Source organism: Lactobacillus iners, assembly GCF_011058775.1.
Classification (GTDB): domain Bacteria; phylum Bacillota; class Bacilli; order Lactobacillales; family Lactobacillaceae; genus Lactobacillus; species Lactobacillus iners.
Genome location: NZ_CP049230.1, coordinates 170,370 through 187,429 on the forward strand (window position 1 = coordinate 170,370; position 17,060 = coordinate 187,429).

At 39.3% G+C, this 17,060-nt stretch carries 11 protein-coding genes, 29 tRNA genes, 3 rRNA genes and 1 pseudogene; 43 read left to right on the forward strand and 1 reads right to left on the reverse strand.

The annotated features are described in order from the left end of the window. The first annotated feature begins 56 nt into the window (after positions 1–56). The 26 genes from G6Z82_RS00780 (at position 57) to G6Z82_RS00905 (ending at position 11,255) form a co-directional block, all read left to right on the forward strand. On the forward strand, positions 57–926 hold the full coding sequence (locus G6Z82_RS00780; RefSeq protein ID WP_164785695.1) for a phosphate ABC transporter substrate-binding protein PstS family protein: 870 nt from the start codon (positions 57–59) through the stop codon (positions 924–926). A 2-nt stretch (positions 927–928) separates the two neighbouring features. After that, the gene (gene pstC / locus G6Z82_RS00785; protein ID WP_006731532.1) at positions 929–1,843 is read left to right on the forward strand and encodes a phosphate ABC transporter permease subunit PstC; all 915 of its coding nucleotides are present in this window, start codon (positions 929–931) and stop codon (positions 1,841–1,843) included. A gap of 2 nt (positions 1,844–1,845) precedes the next feature. Continuing rightward, entirely contained in the window at positions 1,846–2,739 is an 894-nt protein-coding gene (pstA, locus tag G6Z82_RS00790) for a phosphate ABC transporter permease PstA (RefSeq protein ID WP_164785696.1), read from the forward strand. Then, positions 2,739–3,506 (forward strand): phosphate ABC transporter ATP-binding protein PstB, encoded by a 768-nt coding sequence (gene pstB, locus G6Z82_RS00795; RefSeq protein ID WP_164785697.1) that lies wholly within the window; start codon positions 2,739–2,741, stop codon positions 3,504–3,506. Before pstA ends, pstB (G6Z82_RS00795) begins: the two co-directional genes overlap by 1 nt. 11 nt (positions 3,507–3,517) lie before the next feature. Continuing rightward, on the forward strand, positions 3,518–4,270 hold the full coding sequence (gene pstB / locus G6Z82_RS00800) for a phosphate ABC transporter ATP-binding protein PstB (protein ID WP_006736449.1): 753 nt from the start codon (positions 3,518–3,520) through the stop codon (positions 4,268–4,270). 499 nt (positions 4,271–4,769) lie between these two features. Further along, positions 4,770–6,340: ribosomal RNA gene (locus tag G6Z82_RS00805) — 16S ribosomal RNA — on the forward strand. Between the two features lie 142 nt (positions 6,341–6,482). Beyond that, positions 6,483–6,556, forward strand: a tRNA-Ile gene (locus G6Z82_RS00810). Positions 6,557–6,584: 28 nt separating this feature from the next. Beyond that, positions 6,585–6,657, forward strand: a tRNA-Ala gene (locus G6Z82_RS00815). A gap of 122 nt (positions 6,658–6,779) precedes the next feature. Continuing rightward, positions 6,780–9,679 (forward strand): 23S ribosomal RNA (locus G6Z82_RS00820). Between the two features lie 60 nt (positions 9,680–9,739). Then, a 5S ribosomal RNA gene (rrf, locus tag G6Z82_RS00825) occupies positions 9,740–9,856 on the forward strand. The 16S, 23S and 5S rRNA genes sit together here with 18 tRNA genes alongside, the layout of an rRNA operon. A gap of 3 nt (positions 9,857–9,859) precedes the next feature. Then, a tRNA-Val gene (locus tag G6Z82_RS00830) sits at positions 9,860–9,932 on the forward strand. Between the two features lie 2 nt (positions 9,933–9,934). After that, positions 9,935–10,007 (forward strand) — tRNA-Lys (locus G6Z82_RS00835). Positions 10,008–10,022: 15 nt separating this feature from the next. Then, positions 10,023–10,104, forward strand: a tRNA-Leu gene (locus G6Z82_RS00840). 32 nt (positions 10,105–10,136) lie between these two features. Continuing rightward, positions 10,137–10,210 (forward strand) — tRNA-Thr (locus tag G6Z82_RS00845). Positions 10,211–10,214: 4 nt separating this feature from the next. After that, positions 10,215–10,286 (forward strand) — tRNA-Gly (locus tag G6Z82_RS00850). A 12-nt stretch (positions 10,287–10,298) separates the two neighbouring features. After that, positions 10,299–10,384: transfer RNA gene (locus tag G6Z82_RS00855), tRNA-Leu, on the forward strand. 9 nt (positions 10,385–10,393) lie between these two features. Further along, positions 10,394–10,470 (forward strand) — tRNA-Arg (locus tag G6Z82_RS00860). 3 nt (positions 10,471–10,473) lie between these two features. After that, positions 10,474–10,547 (forward strand) — tRNA-Pro (locus G6Z82_RS00865). Positions 10,548–10,574: 27 nt separating this feature from the next. Then, positions 10,575–10,648 (forward strand) — tRNA-Met (locus G6Z82_RS00870). A 13-nt stretch (positions 10,649–10,661) separates the two neighbouring features. Then, positions 10,662–10,735, forward strand: a tRNA-Ile gene (locus G6Z82_RS00875). Between the two features lie 36 nt (positions 10,736–10,771). Continuing rightward, positions 10,772–10,845: transfer RNA gene (locus G6Z82_RS00880), tRNA-Met, on the forward strand. A gap of 2 nt (positions 10,846–10,847) precedes the next feature. Then, positions 10,848–10,920: transfer RNA gene (locus G6Z82_RS00885), tRNA-Asp, on the forward strand. A 6-nt stretch (positions 10,921–10,926) separates the two neighbouring features. Continuing rightward, positions 10,927–10,999 (forward strand) — tRNA-Phe (locus tag G6Z82_RS00890). A 13-nt stretch (positions 11,000–11,012) separates the two neighbouring features. After that, positions 11,013–11,083: transfer RNA gene (locus G6Z82_RS00895), tRNA-Gly, on the forward strand. Positions 11,084–11,089: 6 nt separating this feature from the next. Beyond that, positions 11,090–11,163: transfer RNA gene (locus G6Z82_RS00900), tRNA-Ile, on the forward strand. Between the two features lie 2 nt (positions 11,164–11,165). Then, positions 11,166–11,255: transfer RNA gene (locus tag G6Z82_RS00905), tRNA-Ser, on the forward strand. A gap of 79 nt (positions 11,256–11,334) precedes the next feature. On the opposite strand, the pseudogene G6Z82_RS06690 reads toward G6Z82_RS00905, so the two are convergent. After that, positions 11,335–11,463, reverse strand: a pseudogene (locus G6Z82_RS06690) (site-specific integrase); the annotation flags it as partial. Positions 11,464–11,494: 31 nt separating this feature from the next. Here G6Z82_RS06690 and G6Z82_RS00910 point away from each other — a divergent pair. The 17 genes from G6Z82_RS00910 (at position 11,495) to G6Z82_RS00990 (ending at position 17,002) form a co-directional block, all read left to right on the forward strand. Then, complete coding sequence (locus tag G6Z82_RS00910; RefSeq protein ID WP_206528195.1) at positions 11,495–11,758, forward strand: hypothetical protein; 264 nt, start codon at positions 11,495–11,497, stop codon at positions 11,756–11,758. A gap of 4 nt (positions 11,759–11,762) precedes the next feature. After that, a complete protein-coding gene (locus tag G6Z82_RS00915; RefSeq protein WP_006733838.1) occupies positions 11,763–11,960 on the forward strand; it encodes a hypothetical protein in 198 nt (65 codons plus the stop codon). Between the two features lie 431 nt (positions 11,961–12,391). Next, positions 12,392–12,607 carry a hypothetical protein gene (locus G6Z82_RS00920; protein WP_241243740.1) on the forward strand — a complete coding sequence of 72 codons (216 nt, stop codon included), beginning with the start codon at positions 12,392–12,394 and terminating at the stop codon, positions 12,605–12,607. A gap of 113 nt (positions 12,608–12,720) precedes the next feature. After that, positions 12,721–12,792 (forward strand) — tRNA-Glu (locus G6Z82_RS00925). Between the two features lie 18 nt (positions 12,793–12,810). Further along, positions 12,811–12,901, forward strand: a tRNA-Ser gene (locus tag G6Z82_RS00930). 10 nt (positions 12,902–12,911) lie between these two features. Beyond that, positions 12,912–12,985: transfer RNA gene (locus G6Z82_RS00935), tRNA-Met, on the forward strand. 2 nt (positions 12,986–12,987) lie between these two features. Continuing rightward, a tRNA-Asp gene (locus G6Z82_RS00940) sits at positions 12,988–13,060 on the forward strand. Positions 13,061–13,066: 6 nt separating this feature from the next. Beyond that, positions 13,067–13,139 (forward strand) — tRNA-Phe (locus G6Z82_RS00945). A 7-nt stretch (positions 13,140–13,146) separates the two neighbouring features. After that, a tRNA-Tyr gene (locus tag G6Z82_RS00950) sits at positions 13,147–13,228 on the forward strand. A 4-nt stretch (positions 13,229–13,232) separates the two neighbouring features. After that, positions 13,233–13,303, forward strand: a tRNA-Trp gene (locus G6Z82_RS00955). A 14-nt stretch (positions 13,304–13,317) separates the two neighbouring features. Next, positions 13,318–13,390, forward strand: a tRNA-His gene (locus G6Z82_RS00960). Positions 13,391–13,397: 7 nt separating this feature from the next. Then, positions 13,398–13,469: transfer RNA gene (locus tag G6Z82_RS00965), tRNA-Gln, on the forward strand. 23 nt (positions 13,470–13,492) lie between these two features. Continuing rightward, positions 13,493–13,563 (forward strand) — tRNA-Cys (locus G6Z82_RS00970). A 33-nt stretch (positions 13,564–13,596) separates the two neighbouring features. Then, a tRNA-Leu gene (locus tag G6Z82_RS00975) sits at positions 13,597–13,680 on the forward strand. 112 nt (positions 13,681–13,792) lie between these two features. Then, positions 13,793–14,947 carry a glycosyltransferase family 4 protein gene (locus G6Z82_RS00980; protein ID WP_006734167.1) on the forward strand — a complete coding sequence of 385 codons (1,155 nt, stop codon included), beginning with the start codon at positions 13,793–13,795 and terminating at the stop codon, positions 14,945–14,947. Position 14,948: 1 nt separating this feature from the next. Further along, on the forward strand, positions 14,949–15,992 hold the full coding sequence (locus G6Z82_RS00985; RefSeq protein ID WP_006729816.1) for a glycosyltransferase family 4 protein: 1,044 nt from the start codon (positions 14,949–14,951) through the stop codon (positions 15,990–15,992). Then, positions 15,992–17,002 (forward strand): lysylphosphatidylglycerol synthase transmembrane domain-containing protein, encoded by a 1,011-nt coding sequence (locus G6Z82_RS00990; protein ID WP_006736764.1) that lies wholly within the window; start codon positions 15,992–15,994, stop codon positions 17,000–17,002. The genes G6Z82_RS00985 and G6Z82_RS00990 overlap by 1 nt, the downstream gene beginning before the upstream one ends. The last annotated feature ends 58 nt before the right edge of the window (positions 17,003–17,060 follow it).

A 17,060-nucleotide genomic window follows, 5' to 3' on the forward strand; every position in this document is an offset into this window, starting at 1 on the left:
AGATTTTACATTATTTTTTTAAACTTTAATTGAAAAGATTTGAGGAGGGTAAAACAATGAAAATAAAAACGATAAAGTACTTATTATTTACTTTAGTCATGACATGCACGTTAACTGCATGTAGTCAAAAACAAGAATCATTAATTTCAGTTGGATCTACTGCGTTGCAACCTTTAGTTGAAGAAGCTTCTGTACATTATGCAGACAAAAATCATATCCGGATTAATGTACAAGGTGGAGGATCTGGAACAGGGTTAAATCAAGTTCAAGCAGGAACAGTTACTATAGGAAATTCTGATATCTTTGCCCAACAAGCTGATGGTATTAATGCCAACAAGTTAATTGATCATAGAGTTGCTGTAGTAGGTATTGTGCCTGTTATAAATAAAAAAATAGGTATTACTAATATTAGTATGTTGCAACTGAGAGAAATTTTTAGTGGAAAAATAAATAACTGGAATCAGTTGGGAGGACCTAATCAGAAAATAGTAGTTGTCAATCGAGCAGAAGGATCAGGAACTAGGAAAACATTTGAGTTAGAGGTAATGAAGGGTCAAAAAATGAAACTAAGTCAAACTCAAGATTCAAATGGTTCTGTTCAAAAAATAATATCCACCACGCCAGGAAGTATTAGTTATTTAGCGTTTCCATATGCTAATAAGAAAAAATTGCAAAAACTTTCTATCAACCATGTTAAACCTACGAGTGCTAATGTATTAACAAATAAGTGGGTATTATGGTCGTATGAACATATGTATATGAATAAGAAAAAACAACCACAAGCAGCTAAAAAGTTCATTGAATATATTATGTCACGTCAATTTCAAACAAGTACAGTTGAAAAAATGGGATATATAAGTATACGCAAAATGAAAGTGCAAAAGGATGCTAATGGTAAAGTTACTTTGATTAAGAATAAAGGTTAGATATGGCAGACTTACACCAAAAATTATTGAAGACTTCTAAAGCAATTAATGAAAATCGTCGCGGAATTGTTATAACAGCATTTTGTACTATGTTTATTGTTATTACTGCTATTTCGTTAATTGTTTTTATTGCTATAAAAGGATTAGCTATATTTGTTGATAATCGAGCTAGCTTATTAAATTTTTTAATCAGTGATGTCTGGCAACCTGGCAACACCTCTAATGGACGACCTTTAATAGGAGCTTTAGCTATGATAGTAGGCTCTTTCGGGGTAACATTACTTGCATTAATGCTAGCTATACCATTTGGTTTAGCATTAAGCTTGTTTGTAACTCAGTATGCTAAAAAGCGAGTTAAGGACATTTTGCAGATTGTATTAGATTTGTTTACTGGAATACCATCTGTAGTATACGGTTTTTTAGGATTAATATTAATTGTCCCTGTCGTACGTAAAATATATGGTGGTACAGGATTTGGCTTATTATCAGGAGCAGTAGTTTTAGCTGTAATGATTTTACCAACTATTACATCAATAATGATAAATGCTATTAATGGTGTACCTATTAGCATGATTCAAGCCTCATTAGCATTGGGAGCTACTCGCTGGCAAACTATTTATAAAATTATTTTACGCTTTTGCCTCCCCGGATTATTAATTGGAGTTATTTTTGGAATGGCTAGAGCATTAGGAGAAGCTATGGCCGTACAAATGGTGATAGGAAATACCGTGTTACTGCCTAAAGGATTAGCAACGCCTACTACAACGTTAACAAGTCAATTAACAGTCCAAATGGGTAATACTATTTTTGGTACAGTGCAAAATAATGCTTTGTGGACGTTAGCTTTATTTTTATTGCTTATATCTTTAGTATTTAATGTCTTAATTAGAACTTTAGCTAAGAAAGGTAATTACTAATCATGTCAAATAGTTTTATAGATAAGGTTGCTAAAAAAATTATTTTATTAATAGTTCTTTTATTGTTGTCATTTTTACTGCTGTTTTTGACATATATATTTGGCATGGGTATCCGATATCTATCATTAAAATCTATATTGCTACCATCGCAAATTACTGGTTCAGGTGGTGGTATTAGAGATCAGTTATTTAATTCAGTGTATATGCTGTTATTAACTTTGATAATATCTTTACCTTTATCTATTGGTTCAGGGATTTATTTAGCAGAATTTGCACCTAAAAATAAGCTTGTCGATTTTATTCAAAATATGATTGACGTTTTAAGTTATATGCCATCTATTGTGGTTGGACTATTTATATATTTAATAATAGTTATCAAATTTAATATCGGCTTTTCTATTTTAGCTGGTTCACTTGCTTTAACAATTTTTAATTTACCGATTTTGACTGCTAATATAAAAAATGCTTTTTGTAATATATCACAAGCACAAAGGGATGCTGGTAAGGCACTTGGCTTATCTGAATGGAATCTGATCAAAGGAATATTATTACCACAAACTATTCCTACCATAATCGTTGCAGTGGTTTTGAGTGCTGGTCGTATATTTGGCGAAGCGGCTGCCTTGATTTATTCTTCTGGACAAAGTGCTCCTTTGTTAAATTATGCTAATTGGAATCCATTTTGTATGGATAGTCCATTAAATATTATGCGACCAGCTGAGACTTTGTCAGTTTACATTTGGAAAATTAATTCTGAAGGCCTAAAGCCTGATGCTGAAAAAATATCATTCTGTTCAATATTGATTTTAGTTGGTGTGATTTTACTATTTGATCTAGTTGCACATTTTTTAGGTAATTATTTACACCAAAAATTTATTTATGGAAAGAAAAAATAATGAGTAATAATTTAGATACGTCTTATATTTTGCAGACCAGCGAGTTATCTGTTAGCTATGGAAAAACTAAGGTTTTAAAAGATATATCAATTGATATTTACCAAAATAAAATAACATCATTAATTGGATGTTCAGGTTCAGGCAAAACGACCTTTTTGAGAAGTATTAATCGAATTGATGATAATATCACAACTGTATCTGGGAAAATCTATTTTGCTGACCTGGAAATAAATAATCCGAAGATTAATGTATATGAATTACGTAAAAATGTAGGCATGGTCTTTCAACAACCAAATGTATTTGCTAAGTCTATTTACGAAAATATTGCTTATGCCTTGCGATATCATGGTATGTCAGATAAAGATGAAGTATATGAAACAGTAGAAAAATCTTTAAAACAAACTTCGTTATGGGATGAAGTTAAAAACAATTTAGCCAAATGTGCGTTGGAACTTTCCGGCGGTCAGCAGCAAAGGTTATGTATATCAAGAGCTATAGCATTAAAGCCCAAATTATTACTATTAGATGAACCTACGAGTGCATTAGATCCAATTGCTACAGCTAAATTAGAAGAAACTATCAAAAAATTGAAAGAAAAATATTCAATTATTATGGTGACTCATAATATGCAACAAGCTCGCAGAGTTAGTGATTATATTGCTTTTTTTAATATGGGATCACTAATCGAGTATGGTTCGGTTGATGATATCTTTCTTCGACCTCAAATCTCTATTACCAAAAATTATGTAAGTGGAAAATTCGGTTAAGAGGGTTGTTTATGAAAATTATTAGTATCAAAGATTTATCGCTAAAATATGATGAGTTTGAAGTATTACATAAAATTTCTATGGATATAGAAGCCAATGCTGTTACTGCATTGATTGGTGCATCGGGTTGTGGCAAATCTTCATTTTTAAGATGCTTTAATAGAATGAATGATTTAATACCAAATAGTAAAGTAACAGGAAATATTAAATTTAAGCAATACGAAATATATGCCAATAATATTGACTTGGCATTTTTAAGACAAAAAATAGGTATGGTCTTTCAACAACCAAATGCTTTTAGCTTTTCAATATATGATAATGTTGCTTTTGGTTTAAAGATACAAGGCATAAATAAGAAGAAGATCTTAGATGAAATAGTAGAAAATGCATTAAAAGAAGCTGCTATATGGGATGAGGTAAAAGATAAGTTATCCTGCAATGCTTGTAGTTTATCTGGTGGGCAACAGCAAAGAATATGTATTGCTCGAGCATTAGCTACTAATCCAGAAATTTTATTAATGGATGAACCTACGAGTGCATTAGATCCTATTTCAGCAGCTAAGGTAGAAGAAACAATTTTGTTTTTGAAAAAACAACACACAATTATACTTGTTACCCACAATATAGAGCAAGCTAAAAGGGTTAGTGACAATTTAGCATTTTTTATGTCTGGACACTTAATTGAATATGGTGTTAGTCGTGATATTTTCACTCAGGCAAAGAATAAGGATACTAAAGACTATCTTGAAGGAAAATGGAGCTAAATTGAGTTTACGAAATATCATCTAATAATATGTATATTATTAGATGATTTTAGCCATAAATCCAAACGTTTTATTAATATGATAGATGTTAAATTCGTATAAAAAAATAAAATAAAAAAATAGCTCAAAAAGTATTGACCATTAAGCTTTATGATAGTAAAGTAATAGCTGTTAGTGCGAAAGAGTGCTAATTTATACGTCAAAAAGATTAAAAAAAGTAGTTGAAAAACACTTTTCAATCATGTATAATTTTTAAATGTCGTCACGGATAAGACGTGAGCGGCAGGTTTATGAGAAAAAAGTTCTTTACAAACAGAACTAAGTATGATAAACTAAACAAGCACTAGATGTGCGTAGTACCTTGAAAACTGAACAAAGTTTCGCTAATTGTGTGCGGGGGTAAGACCCCAAACAAAAGCGAAGTCAATTTCGCAAGCAATAAATTTGAGATAACAAATCAAACAAATCGAAAATGAGCTAGAACAGTTCAATTTAAAAATAAATTGAGAGTTTGATCCTGGCTCAGGACGAACGCTGGCGGCGTGCCTAATACATGCAAGTCGAGCGAGTCTGCCTTGAAGATCGGAGTGCTTGCACTCTGTGAAACAAGATACAGGCTAGCGGCGGACGGGTGAGTAACACGTGGGTAACCTGCCCAAGAGATCGGGATAACACCTGGAAACAGATGCTAATACCGGATAACAACAGATGATGCCTATCAACTGTTTAAAAGATGGTTCTGCTATCACTCTTGGATGGACCTGCGGTGCATTAGCTAGTTGGTAGGGTAACGGCCTACCAAGGCGATGATGCATAGCCGAGTTGAGAGACTGATCGGCCACATTGGGACTGAGACACGGCCCAAACTCCTACGGGAGGCAGCAGTAGGGAATCTTCCACAATGGACGCAAGTCTGATGGAGCAACGCCGCGTGAGTGAAGAAGGGTTTCGGCTCGTAAAGCTCTGTTGTTGGTGAAGAAGGACAGGGGTAGTAACTGACCTTTGTTTGACGGTAATCAATTAGAAAGTCACGGCTAACTACGTGCCAGCAGCCGCGGTAATACGTAGGTGGCAAGCGTTGTCCGGATTTATTGGGCGTAAAGCGAGTGCAGGCGGCTCGATAAGTCTGATGTGAAAGCCTTCGGCTCAACCGGAGAATTGCATCAGAAACTGTCGAGCTTGAGTACAGAAGAGGAGAGTGGAACTCCATGTGTAGCGGTGAAATGCGTAGATATATGGAAGAACACCGGTGGCGAAGGCGGCTCTCTGGTCTGTTACTGACGCTGAGGCTCGAAAGCATGGGTAGCGAACAGGATTAGATACCCTGGTAGTCCATGCCGTAAACGATGAGTGCTAAGTGTTGGGAGGTTTCCGCCTCTCAGTGCTGCAGCTAACGCATTAAGCACTCCGCCTGGGGAGTACGACCGCAAGGTTGAAACTCAAAGGAATTGACGGGGGCCCGCACAAGCGGTGGAGCATGTGGTTTAATTCGAAGCAACGCGAAGAACCTTACCAGGTCTTGACATCCATAGCCAGTCTAAGAGATTAGATGTTCCCTTCGGGGACTATGAGACAGGTGGTGCATGGCTGTCGTCAGCTCGTGTCGTGAGATGTTGGGTTAAGTCCCGCAACGAGCGCAACCCTTGTCATTAGTTGCCAGCATTAAGTTGGGCACTCTAATGAGACTGCCGGTGACAAACCGGAGGAAGGTGGGGATGACGTCAAGTCATCATGCCCCTTATGACCTGGGCTACACACGTGCTACAATGGACGGTACAACGAGAAGCGACCCTGTGAAGGCAAGCGGATCTCTGAAAGCCGTTCTCAGTTCGGATTGCAGGCTGCAACTCGCCTGCATGAAGCTGGAATCGCTAGTAATCGCAAATCAGCACGTTGCGGTGAATACGTTCCCGGGCCTTGTACACACCGCCCGTCACACCATGAGAGTCTGTAACGCCCGAAGCCGGCGGGATAACCGAAAGGAGTCAGCCGTCTAAGGCGGGACAGATGATTAGGGTGAAGTCGTAACAAGGTAGCCGTAGGAGAACCTGCGGCTGGATCACCTCCTTTCTAAGGAAGGCGAAAGTATCTGGAGAGCAGAGATGCTAAGAGAAGGATATGAGAAGCCAAGCGGAAAGCACACAAAGAAACTTTGTTTAGTTTTGAGGGTATTACGCCTCTAGAACTTGGATAAACAACCAGACAGCATATCGGGCCTATAGCTCAGCTGGTTAGAGCGCACGCCTGATAAGCGTGAGGTCGATGGTTCAAGTCCATTTAGGCCCATTGTGCATAGTGCACAAAAAGGATATATGGGGGTTTAGCTCAGATGGGAGAGCGCCTGCTTTGCACGCAGGAGGTCATCGGTTCGATCCCGTTAACCTCCATAGAGGAGAAATCCTCGAGAGTTAGGACATTGAAAACTGAATATAATCAAAGCAAAAACCGAGACAATCAAAGAACAGATTGAAAAAAGAGCGACCGAGAAGAGAGAAGCTCAACTTGAATAGGTCAAGTAGAGAAGGGCGCACGGTGAATGCCTAGGCACTGGAAGCCGATGAAGGACGTGACAAACGACGAAATGCTTCGGGGAGCGGTAAGTACGCAGAGATCCGGAGATATCCGAATGGGGGAACCCGGCACCGCGAGGTGTCACCTTGAATGTGAATAGATAGCATTAAGGAGGAAGACGCAGTGAACTGAAACATCTAAGTAGCTGCAGGAAGAGAAAGAAAGATCGATTTCCCAAGTAGCGGCGAGCGAACAGGAAAGAGCCCAAACCTAATGGCTTGCCATTAGGGGTAGAAGGACTGTAAAAAGCCGAATGGAAGGATAGCAGAATTATCTGGGAAGATAAGCCAAAGAGGGTGAGAGCCCCGTAAGCGAAATCCGGAAAGTAGGTGAGCAGGATCCTGAGTAGGTCGGGACACGAGGAATCCCGATTGAATCCGCGAGGACCATCTCGCAAGGCTAAATACTAACCAGTGACCGATAGTGAACCAGTACCGTGAGGGAAAGGTGAAAAGAACCCCGGGAGGGGAGTGAAAGAGAACCTGAAACCGTGTGCCTACAAGTAGTCAGAGCACGTTAAAGTGTGATGGCGTGCCTTTTGTAGAATGAACCGGCGAGTTGCGTTGTGGTGCAAGGTTAAGTCAGAAAAGACGGAGCCGAAGCGAAAGCGAGTCTGAAGAGGGCGAGATAGTATCATGACGCAGACCCGAAACCAAGTGACCTACCCATGACCAGGTTGAAGGCGTGGTAAAACACGCTGGAGGACCGAACCCACGCAAGTTGAAAATTGCGGGGATGAGTTGTGGGTAGCGGTGAAATTCCAAACGAACTTGGAGATAGCTGGTTCTCTCCGAAATAGCTTTAGGGCTAGCCTCGTGTGAATGATAATGGAGGTAGAGCACTGTTTGGACTAGGGGCCCGTCAGGGGTTACTGAATCCAGATAAACTCCGAATGCCAGATATCAATGCACGGGAGTCAGACTGCGAGTGATAAGATCCGTAGTCGAAAGGGAAACAGCCCAGATCACCGGTTAAGGTCCCAAAATCTATGCTAAGTGGAAAAGGATGTGGAGTTGCACAGACAACTAGGATGTTGGCTCAGAAGCAGCCACCATTTAAAGAGTGCGTAATAGCTCACTAGTCGAGTGACGCTGCGCCGAAAATTTACCGGGGCTAAGCATAGTACCGAAACCGTGGATGCAGTTAGCTGCGTGGTAGGAGAGCGTTCTAAAGGCGGAGAAGGCAGATCGAGAGGACTGTTGGAGCGTTTAGAAGTGAGAATGCCGGTATAAGTAGCGAAAGACAGGTGAGAATCCTGTCCGCCGAAAGACTAAGGTTTCCTGGGGCAGGCTCGTCCGCCCAGGGTAAGTCGGGACCTAAGGTAAGGCCGAGAGGCGTAGCCGATGGACAACAGGTAGATATTCCTGTACTATTCGTAATCGATAAGAGCGAAGGAGGGACGCAGGAGGCTAATGACGCATGGAGATGGAATCATGTGTAAGCGTTAAGGGAGGATACGAGTCAAATGCTTGTAGCCAATTTTGAGACGTGATGCGGAGTGAAATCAAAGTAGCAAAGGTCATGAAGTCACACTGCCAAGAAAAGCTTCTAGCCAGAGAGCGAGTACCCGTACCGCAAACCGACACAGGTAGTCGAGGAGAGAATCCTCAGGTGAGCGAGAGAACTCTCGTTAAGGAACTCGGCAAAATAACCCCGTAACTTAGGGAGAAGGGGTGCTGAAGAGAAATCAGCCGCAGTGAAGAGGCCCAAACAACTGTTTATCAAAAACACAGGTATCTGCAAAATCGTAAGATGACGTATAGGTACTGACACCTGCCCGGTGCTGGAAGGTTAAGAGGATAGCTTAGCGAAAGCGAAGGTTAGAATTGAAGCCCCAGTAAACGGCGGCCGTAACTATAACGGTCCTAAGGTAGCGAAATTCCTTGTCGGGTAAGTTCCGACCTGCACGAAAGGTGTAATGATTTGGGCACTGTCTCAACGAGAGACTCGGTGAAATTATAATACCCGTGAAGATGCGGGTTACCCGCGACAGGACGGAAAGACCCCATGGAGCTTTACTGTAGCTTGATATTGAGTATTTGTTAAACATGTACAGGATAGGTAGGAGCCAGAGAAGATAGGACGCCAGTTTTATCAGAGGCAATGTTGGGATACTACCCTTGTTTGATGGATCCTCTAACTCGTCACACTAAGCGTGTGAGAGGACAGTGTCAGGTGGGCAGTTTGACTGGGGCGGTCGCCTCCTAAAGAGTAACGGAGGCGCCCAAAGGTTCCCTCAGAATGGTTGGAAATCATTCGCAGAGTGTAAAGGTAGAAGGGAGCTTGACTGCGAGAGAGACAACTCGAGCAGGTACGAAAGTAGGGCTTAGTGATCTGGTGGTACTGCATGGAAAGGCCATCACTCAACGGATAAAAGCTACCCTGGGGATAACAGGCTTATCTCCCCCAAGAGTTCACATCGACGGGGAGGTTTGGCACCTCGATGTCGGCTCGTCGCATCCTGGGGCTGAAGTCGGTCCCAAGGGTTGGGCTGTTCGCCCATTAAAGCGGCACGCGAGCTGGGTTCAGAACGTCGTGAGACAGTTCGGTCCCTATCCGTCGTGGGCGTAGGAAATTTGAGAGGAGCTGTCCTTAGTACGAGAGGACCGGGATGGACATACCGCTGGTGTACCAGTTGTCTTGCCAAAGGCACCGCTGGGTAGCTATGTATGGAAGGGATAAGCGCTGAAAGCATCTAAGTGCGAAGCCCCCCTCAAGATGAGATTTCCGAAGCGAAAGCAGTAAGACACCTTAGAGACGATGAGGTAGATAGGCCGGGAGTGGAAGAGCAGTGATGCTTGGAGCGGACCGGTACTAATAAGTCGAGAACTTGACCAAAGAGAGCTCGGAAGAAGCAGAGATTATATTCAGTTTTGAGTGTAAAAGCTCAAGGAAGAGTACGGTGGCGAAAGCAAGAAGGAAACACCTGTTCCCATGTCGAACACAGAAGTTAAGGTTCTTAACGCCGAGAGTAGTTGGTGGGAAACTGCCTGCGAGGGTAGGACGTTGCCGTGCAATGGAGGATTAGCTCAGCTGGGAGAGCATCTGCCTTACAAGCAGGAGGTCACAGGTTCGAGCCCTGTATCCTCCATCGAGTCGTTAGCTCAGTTGGTAGAGCATCTGACTTTTAATCAGAGGGTCGGCAGTTCGAGCCTGCCACGACTCATTAGACCCAAGTTTTGCGGGTGTGGCGGAATTGGCAGACGCGCTAGATTTAGGTTCTAGTGTCTCCGGACGTATGAGTTCAAGTCTCATCACCCGTATTCTGTGAGTAAACAGAAAAAAAGAATAGGAAGCCGATTTAGCTCAGTTGGCTAGAGCACCTGTCTTGTAAACAGGGGGTCGAAGGTTCGAATCCTTTAATCGGCATAATGCGGAAGTAGTTCAGTGGTAGAACATCACCTTGCCATGGTGGGGGTCGCGGGTTCGAATCCCGTCTTCCGCTTATCATTATAATGCCGGGGTGGCGGAACTGGCAGACGCACAGGACTTAAAATCCTGCGGTTGGTGACAACCGTACCGGTTCGATTCCGGTCCTCGGCATATAATGATGCACCCTTAGCGCAACTGGATAGAGTGTCTGACTACGAATCAGAAGGTTGAAGGTTCAAATCCTTCAGGGTGCACCATAACGGGAAATGGCTCAGCTTGGTAGAGCACCTGGTTTGGGACCAGGGGGTCGCAGGTTCGAATCCTGTTTTCCCGATTGTAACAAGGTTACAAGGAAATGAATGGCGGTGTAGCTCAGCTGGCTAGAGCGTCCGGTTCATACCCGGGAGGTCGAGGGTTCGATCCCCCCCGCCGCTATAAAAGGTAAGTTGGACCTTTAGCTCAGTTGGTTAGAGCAGACGGCTCATAACCGTCGGGTCGTAGGTTCGAGTCCTACAAGGTCCATAGAGATCTTTGTTTTTTTTATAAAAAGGTAAATATCGCGGGATGGAGCAGTCTGGTAGCTCGTCGGGCTCATAACCCGAAGGTCATAGGTTCAAATCCTGTTCCCGCAATTGGTCCCTTGGTGTAGGGGTTATCACGCCTCCCTGTCACGGAGGAGATCACCGGTCCGAATCCGGTAGGGACCGTAGAATGGCTCGGTAGCTCAGTTGGTAGAGCAAAGGATTGAAGCTCCTTGTGTCGGCGGTTCGATTCCGTCCCGCGCCATTTATAGGAAAAAGCGGGTATAGTTTAGTGGTAAAATGAAAGCCTTCCAAGCTTTAGTCGCGAGTCCGATTCTCGTTACCCGCTTAAAATGGGCCTATAGCTCAGCTGGTTAGAGCGCACGCCTGATAAGCGTGAGGTCGATGGTTCAAGTCCATTTAGGCCCATTGGAGATTTACTCAAGAGGCTGAAGAGGCGCCCCTGCTAAGGGTGTAGGTTGGCTAAGGCTGGCGCGAGGGTTCGAATCTCTCAATCTCCGTAGTTAAAGCAAATAATTGTAGTATATCAACATTTATAGTATAAAAAAGCACTTTTTGGCTAACAAAGTGCTTTTTTATTTACAGATCTAATTTTTTAAGTGCGTCAATTGCATCATCCTGGTTCTTTTTTGTGATGTGTGTGTAAATATCTAAAGTAATTCTTATATCAGAGTGACCCAATAGCATTTGTACTGTTTTAGGTTTTACGATAAAGTATTAAAATCGCTTTTAATTGTTTTTGATAATTGATATTTGTTTTATTTGCAGTAGCTTCTTTAACGTTGTTTTTGTAGATAAAGCGTATCTTTCAGCTTCTAAAGATCACTATGGTGAAGGAACAGAGCAAGTTCATATGATTATTAAACATTGCAAGTCGGCTAGGGATGTGTCAAAATACAACTATAATGAACAAGAAGTTATTTTCCCTAGGAATACCAAATTTAGGATAGTTAAAACCTATGAACAAAATGGAATTATGACTGTAGTTATGCTGGAGGAATAATAAAATGGAAGAACAGAAACAAAAGCCGTTTTCTGCTAAAAGATGGCATGAAGATGCATCACCAGATCAGATATTCGGGCGAATCAAATCCAAGAAAAGGCTCGAAAAAAATAAAAGAGAAATGGAAAAATTTTTACGTATTCAAAAAAAATTATTTGAAGAAAGAGAAAGACTAGCAAAACAACAAGATAAACAAAATTAAACATTGAAAGACTGTTGATATAAATCAATGGTCTTTTATTTTTCAAAAAATCAAGGAGTTAGGGACATGTATACATTATATAGAATTAAAATATGGTTTATTCAAACATTCTGCTGTGTACACGAATGGGAAGTTGCAGTTAAGGATATACCTTTTCATGGAACACTGTATAGATGTAAAAAATGTGGTAAAGGAACCACAAAAACATAATATTAAAATAATCGTGAGTTAATCGTGTGAAATAAAACTTACTAATCAACTCAAATGGCTATAAATAGCCAAAATAAATAAAAATAATCGTGAGTTAATCGTGCGAAGTCGTGTAAACGGCTTTTTATTTTGCCTTTTCCCGTGTGTGCAGGCAGTAAAGAACACCATGTGTCAGTTTCCCGAAACTTTAAAATGTGTGTTATAGAAAGGACATTTACAAAATGCCAAAAGATGTGCAACAAGCTTTAGAAGAAAAAGAAAATGGCAAGCAGGTTTCAGTTAATGAAGAGAGTAACGCTGCAGAAACTCAAGAGCAAGAAACTGCAAATACTGCTGTTGAAAAGATTGATGCTGATAAGATTGTGCAGCCTTATATTATTCAAAATAAAAAAATATTTTTTTTCAGAAAAAGGCTTGCTTGTAATAGAAATATATAGTAATATAGTTATTGCTGATGCGTCATGTGTTAGTAAGCAACTGGTACTGATAAAAAAGGTGTTGACAATGTTTTCAATTGCTGGTAAAATTATTTAGTACTTAAGTTGTAAAAGACCCGTTGGTCAAGTGGTTAAGACACCGCCCTTTCACGGCGGTAACATGAGTTCAAATCTCGTACGGGTCATTGCCTTAAGGCATTAATGGAGGATTACCCAAGTCCGGCTGAAGGGAACGGTCTTGAAAACCGTCAGACGGGTTCTGCCCGTGCGTGGGTCCGAATCCCACATCCTCCTTAATAGTTATCGCGGGATGGAGCAGTCTGGTAGCTCGTCGGGCTCATAACCCGAAGGTCATAGGTTCAAATCCTGTTCCCGCAATTGGTCCCTTGGTGTAGGGGTTATCACGCCTCCCTGTCACGGAGGAGATCACCGGTCCGAATCCGGTAGGGACCGTAGAATGGCTCGGTAGCTCAGTTGGTAGAGCAAAGGATTGAAGCTCCTTGTGTCGGCGGTTCGATTCCGTCCCGCGCCATTATTTCGGAGGAGTAGCGAAGTGGCTAAACGCGCCGGTCTGTAAAACCGTTCTCTCTGAGTTCAGTGGTTCGAATCCACTCTCCTCCATAATAGGGATATAGTATAAAGGTAGTACATCGGTCTCCAAAACCGCTAGTGTGGGTTCAATTCCTACTATCCCTGTTTATAAAATTACGGCGGAATTGGTGAAGCGGTTAACACTCCGGTTTGTGGATCCGGCATGCGTGGGTTCGAGCCCCACATTCCGCCCTAACATTGGGATATAGCCAAGTGGTAAGGCAATGGACTTTGACTTCATCATGCGCTGGTTCGAATCCAGCTATCCCAATTTGTTAACAATCAGTAGATGATGGCGGTGTAGCCAAGTGGTAAGGCAGAGGTCTGCAAAACCTTAATCATCGGTTCAAATCCGATCACCGCCTTCGCCTGAAGTCCTGATTAAATATTTATTTTATGGCGGTGTGGCGGAATTGGCAGACGCGTCAGACTCAAAATCTGGTGTCCCTTGGGACGTATCGGTTCGACCCCGATCACCGCTATTTTTTCAGACATTCTGGCTGAATATGACGTGAGGATTCTCACGTCTTTTTTTTATTCAAATTGCATGAAATGCTTGTAAATTTTATAATATCCCTATATGGAGGTATTTTAATGAATATAGGACTTTTTTCAGATACATATTTTCCGCAAATATCAGGTGTTGCCACTTCTATTAAAACTTTAAAAGAAGCGTTAGAACAACAAGGGCATTCTGTCTTTATTTTTACTACGACTGATCCGCATGTAGATAAAAATATTGTTGAACCAAATATTTTTCGTGTTGCCAGTGTACCATTTGTATCTTTTACAGATAGGAGAGTAGCTTTTCGAGGTTTATTCCAAGTTGCTAAAATTGCAAATGAGGTTAAGCTTGATATTGTACATACGCAAACAGAATTTTCAATGGGACTCATTGGTAAGTACGTTGCATATTCTTTAAAAATACCGTCTGTTCATACGTACCATACCATGTATGAAGATTATTTGCATTATGTGCTAAATGGTCATTTGCTAAAACCATATCATGTTAAGCAATTTACAAAGGCTTATTTATATCATATGAACGGCGTTATTGCACCAAGTAGACGAGTAGAGGACACTTTATTACGTTATGGTGTTAAGACACCGATTAGAGTAATTCCTACAGGTGTTGATATAAGTGGAATCAATGCGGCTCCAGTTTGTGATGTGAGAAAACAACTTGGATTATCAAGTAGTGACTATGTAATTTTAACTTTGTCTAGAATAGCTGCTGAGAAGAAAATAAATAGAATTTTAGATTGTTTAGCTATTTTAGTGGATGAATTTCCAAATTTGAAATTAGTTATTGCTGGCGATGGACCAGACGTAGGGCCATTAAAAGATCAAGTATTAAGGTTGAATCTAGAAAAATATGTAATATTTTCTGGTAACGTTGATCATAGTAATGTAGCTAATTTTTATCGAATGGCAGATTTGTTTGTATCAGCAAGTGATACAGAAACACAAGGTTTGACATATATCGAATCTTTATCTGTAGGCACACCTTGTGTTGTTTATAACACAGACTATACAAGAAATATTTTTGATTCATCTTCATTGGGTTCTGTATTTGATACTAAGCAAGAAATGTATGATTTAATTAGATCATATATATTACGTACACCGAATAAAGCAGATGATAGTATTTTTCAAAAAAAATTATCAGAGATTTCAGCTGAAACTTTTGCAAAAAATGTAGCAGAATTTTATGATGATGTTATTATGCAATACAAAAGGATAAAATAAAATGATAAAAATTAATATGTTTTCAAAAGCAGATACTGTACAAGGACAAGGTGTAGGTTCTGCTTATAATGAATTAATTGGTCTATTAAGGAAAAATTTGTCTAATGAATTTCAAGTAACCATTAATCAATATTCACAAAGTGATATTACACATTACCATACTATTAATCCGACTTATTTTATAAATAGTTTTTCCAAAAATCGAGGACGAAAGATTGGCTATGTTCATTTTTTACCTGAAACATTAGAAGGATCTATCAAATTGCCTAGTGGTGCCAAAACTGTACTATACAAGTATGTGATAGATTTTTATAAAAGAATGGATCAAATTGTAGTTGTTAATCCTATCTTTATTGATAAATTAGCAAATTATGGAATTGATCGATCCAAAATAAAATATATACCTAATTTTGTTTCGAAAAGTGTTTTTTATGAACAAACTGATGCTCAAAAAAAGCAATTTAGGGAAAAAGTTGGTATACCAGATGATAAATTTGTTATTTTTGGTGATGGCCAAGTTCAAGTTAGAAAAGGTGTCGATGATTTCGCTAAGTTAGCACAAGCTAATCCAGATATACAATTTATATGGGCTGGTGGTTTTTCATTTGGAAAAATTACTGAAGGATATGATCGATTAAAGAAATTAGTTGCTAATCCGCCAAAAAATTTATTATTTACAGGGATTATTACTCGTCAAGAATTAGTTAACTATTTGAATATTGCTAATTTATTCTTATTGCCATCATATGATGAGTTATTTCCGATGTCTGTGTTAGAAGCTTTTTCATGTGGTACGCCTGTTTTATTAAGAAATTTAGACTTGTATAAAGCTATTATCGATGGATATTATATGTCTGGTAATAATTTTGATGATTTTAATCAAATAATACAGTCAGTTTTAAGTGATCCTGAAAAATTAAAAAGGTATCATACGTTATCTTTAAAAGCCAGTGATGAATATTCTGAGGCCAATTTAACTAAGGTCTGGCGTGAATTTTATTTAGAGCAATATAATTTGGGTAAAAAAATGGGACAGATAAAATAATGAATAAAAGACATATTATTGGTATTTTATTTGTACTATTGATTAGCTGCATAGTTATATGTAAAGAATTAAGTACGATTAATATTGCCACGTTAATTAAAGATGCTAATCTCATAAATGTTTTTTATTGTGTATTAATATTTGTGACTTTAGCTTTTAGCTTTTTGTGTGAGTCATTTATTTTAGTAATACTTAATTACGAACAAAATTCTTTAATCCCCCCTTTTTGGTCTTTTGTTAGAGTATCTCTAGTGCAATCTTTATTTAATGCTATAACGCCCATGTCTACAGGGGGACAACCTGCACAAATTGTGGCTTTAAAACAAATGGGTATATCGGTAGGAAAAGCTACATCAGTTTTATTGATGAAATTTATTATTTATCAAATATCTGTTTTTGGTATTTATATTTTTGCGTTTGTAACGTGTTTTCAGTCAATATTAGCTAAATTTGATGGGATAGCTGTTTTCATTTTTATCGGTTTTATATTACATATAAGTTCAATAATATTTTTGCTATTTATTTTATTTGCACATAATTTTACTGTTAAATTGACTAAAAAAATTGGTAACTTTTTGTTTTATTTGATTAAAAGCAAGAAATTGAGCAATTGGCAAAATAATGTGTTAAATCAGATAGATAACTTTTATGTAGAGGGAGAAAAATTACGTTCTAATAAAATGAAGTTATTTTGTTGCTTCTGCTTAACTCTTTTACAATTATTGTGCTTTTATTCAGTACCTTTTTTTATTTTGCTAGCATTGAATTTGAATTGCTCTTGGTTGGCAGTTACTAAAATTAATGTTATGAATACATTATTTATGTCGATTGTACCTATTCCGGGAGCTGAGGGCGGAGCTGAATTTGGTTTTCAGAAATTATTTTCCACATTCATTGATTCCAAATCATTATTGGTTCTCGCCTTGTTTTTATGGCGTTTTGCGACATATTTTCTAGAGATTATTTTAGGCTTAATATTTTGGACAATAAAACCTAAAAAACATTATTGAAATTTATTCTATACGTAGTAATAAGTAGTATCATTAAAAGGTAAACAGGAGGAATTTG

Excerpts from the sequence above, each read along its gene's own strand:
- G6Z82_RS00980 (WP_006734167.1), top strand. The coding sequence starts at position 13,793 with ATGAATATAGGACTTTTTTCAGATACATATTTTCCGCAAATATCAGGT.
- G6Z82_RS00920 (WP_241243740.1), top strand. The coding sequence starts at position 12,392 with ATGCCAAAAGATGTGCAACAAGCTTTAGAAGAAAAAGAAAATGGCAAG.
- G6Z82_RS00990 (WP_006736764.1), top strand. The coding sequence starts at position 15,992 with ATGAATAAAAGACATATTATTGGTATTTTATTTGTACTATTGATTAGC.
- G6Z82_RS00915 (WP_006733838.1), top strand. The coding sequence starts at position 11,763 with ATGGAAGAACAGAAACAAAAGCCGTTTTCTGCTAAAAGATGGCATGAA.
- pstB (WP_164785697.1), top strand. The coding sequence starts at position 2,739 with ATGAGTAATAATTTAGATACGTCTTATATTTTGCAGACCAGCGAGTTA.
- G6Z82_RS00780 (WP_164785695.1), top strand. The coding sequence starts at position 57 with ATGAAAATAAAAACGATAAAGTACTTATTATTTACTTTAGTCATGACA.
- pstA (WP_164785696.1), top strand. The coding sequence starts at position 1,846 with ATGTCAAATAGTTTTATAGATAAGGTTGCTAAAAAAATTATTTTATTA.
- G6Z82_RS00985 (WP_006729816.1), top strand. The coding sequence starts at position 14,949 with ATGATAAAAATTAATATGTTTTCAAAAGCAGATACTGTACAAGGACAA.
- pstC (WP_006731532.1), top strand. The coding sequence starts at position 929 with ATGGCAGACTTACACCAAAAATTATTGAAGACTTCTAAAGCAATTAAT.
- pstB (WP_006736449.1), top strand. The coding sequence starts at position 3,518 with ATGAAAATTATTAGTATCAAAGATTTATCGCTAAAATATGATGAGTTT.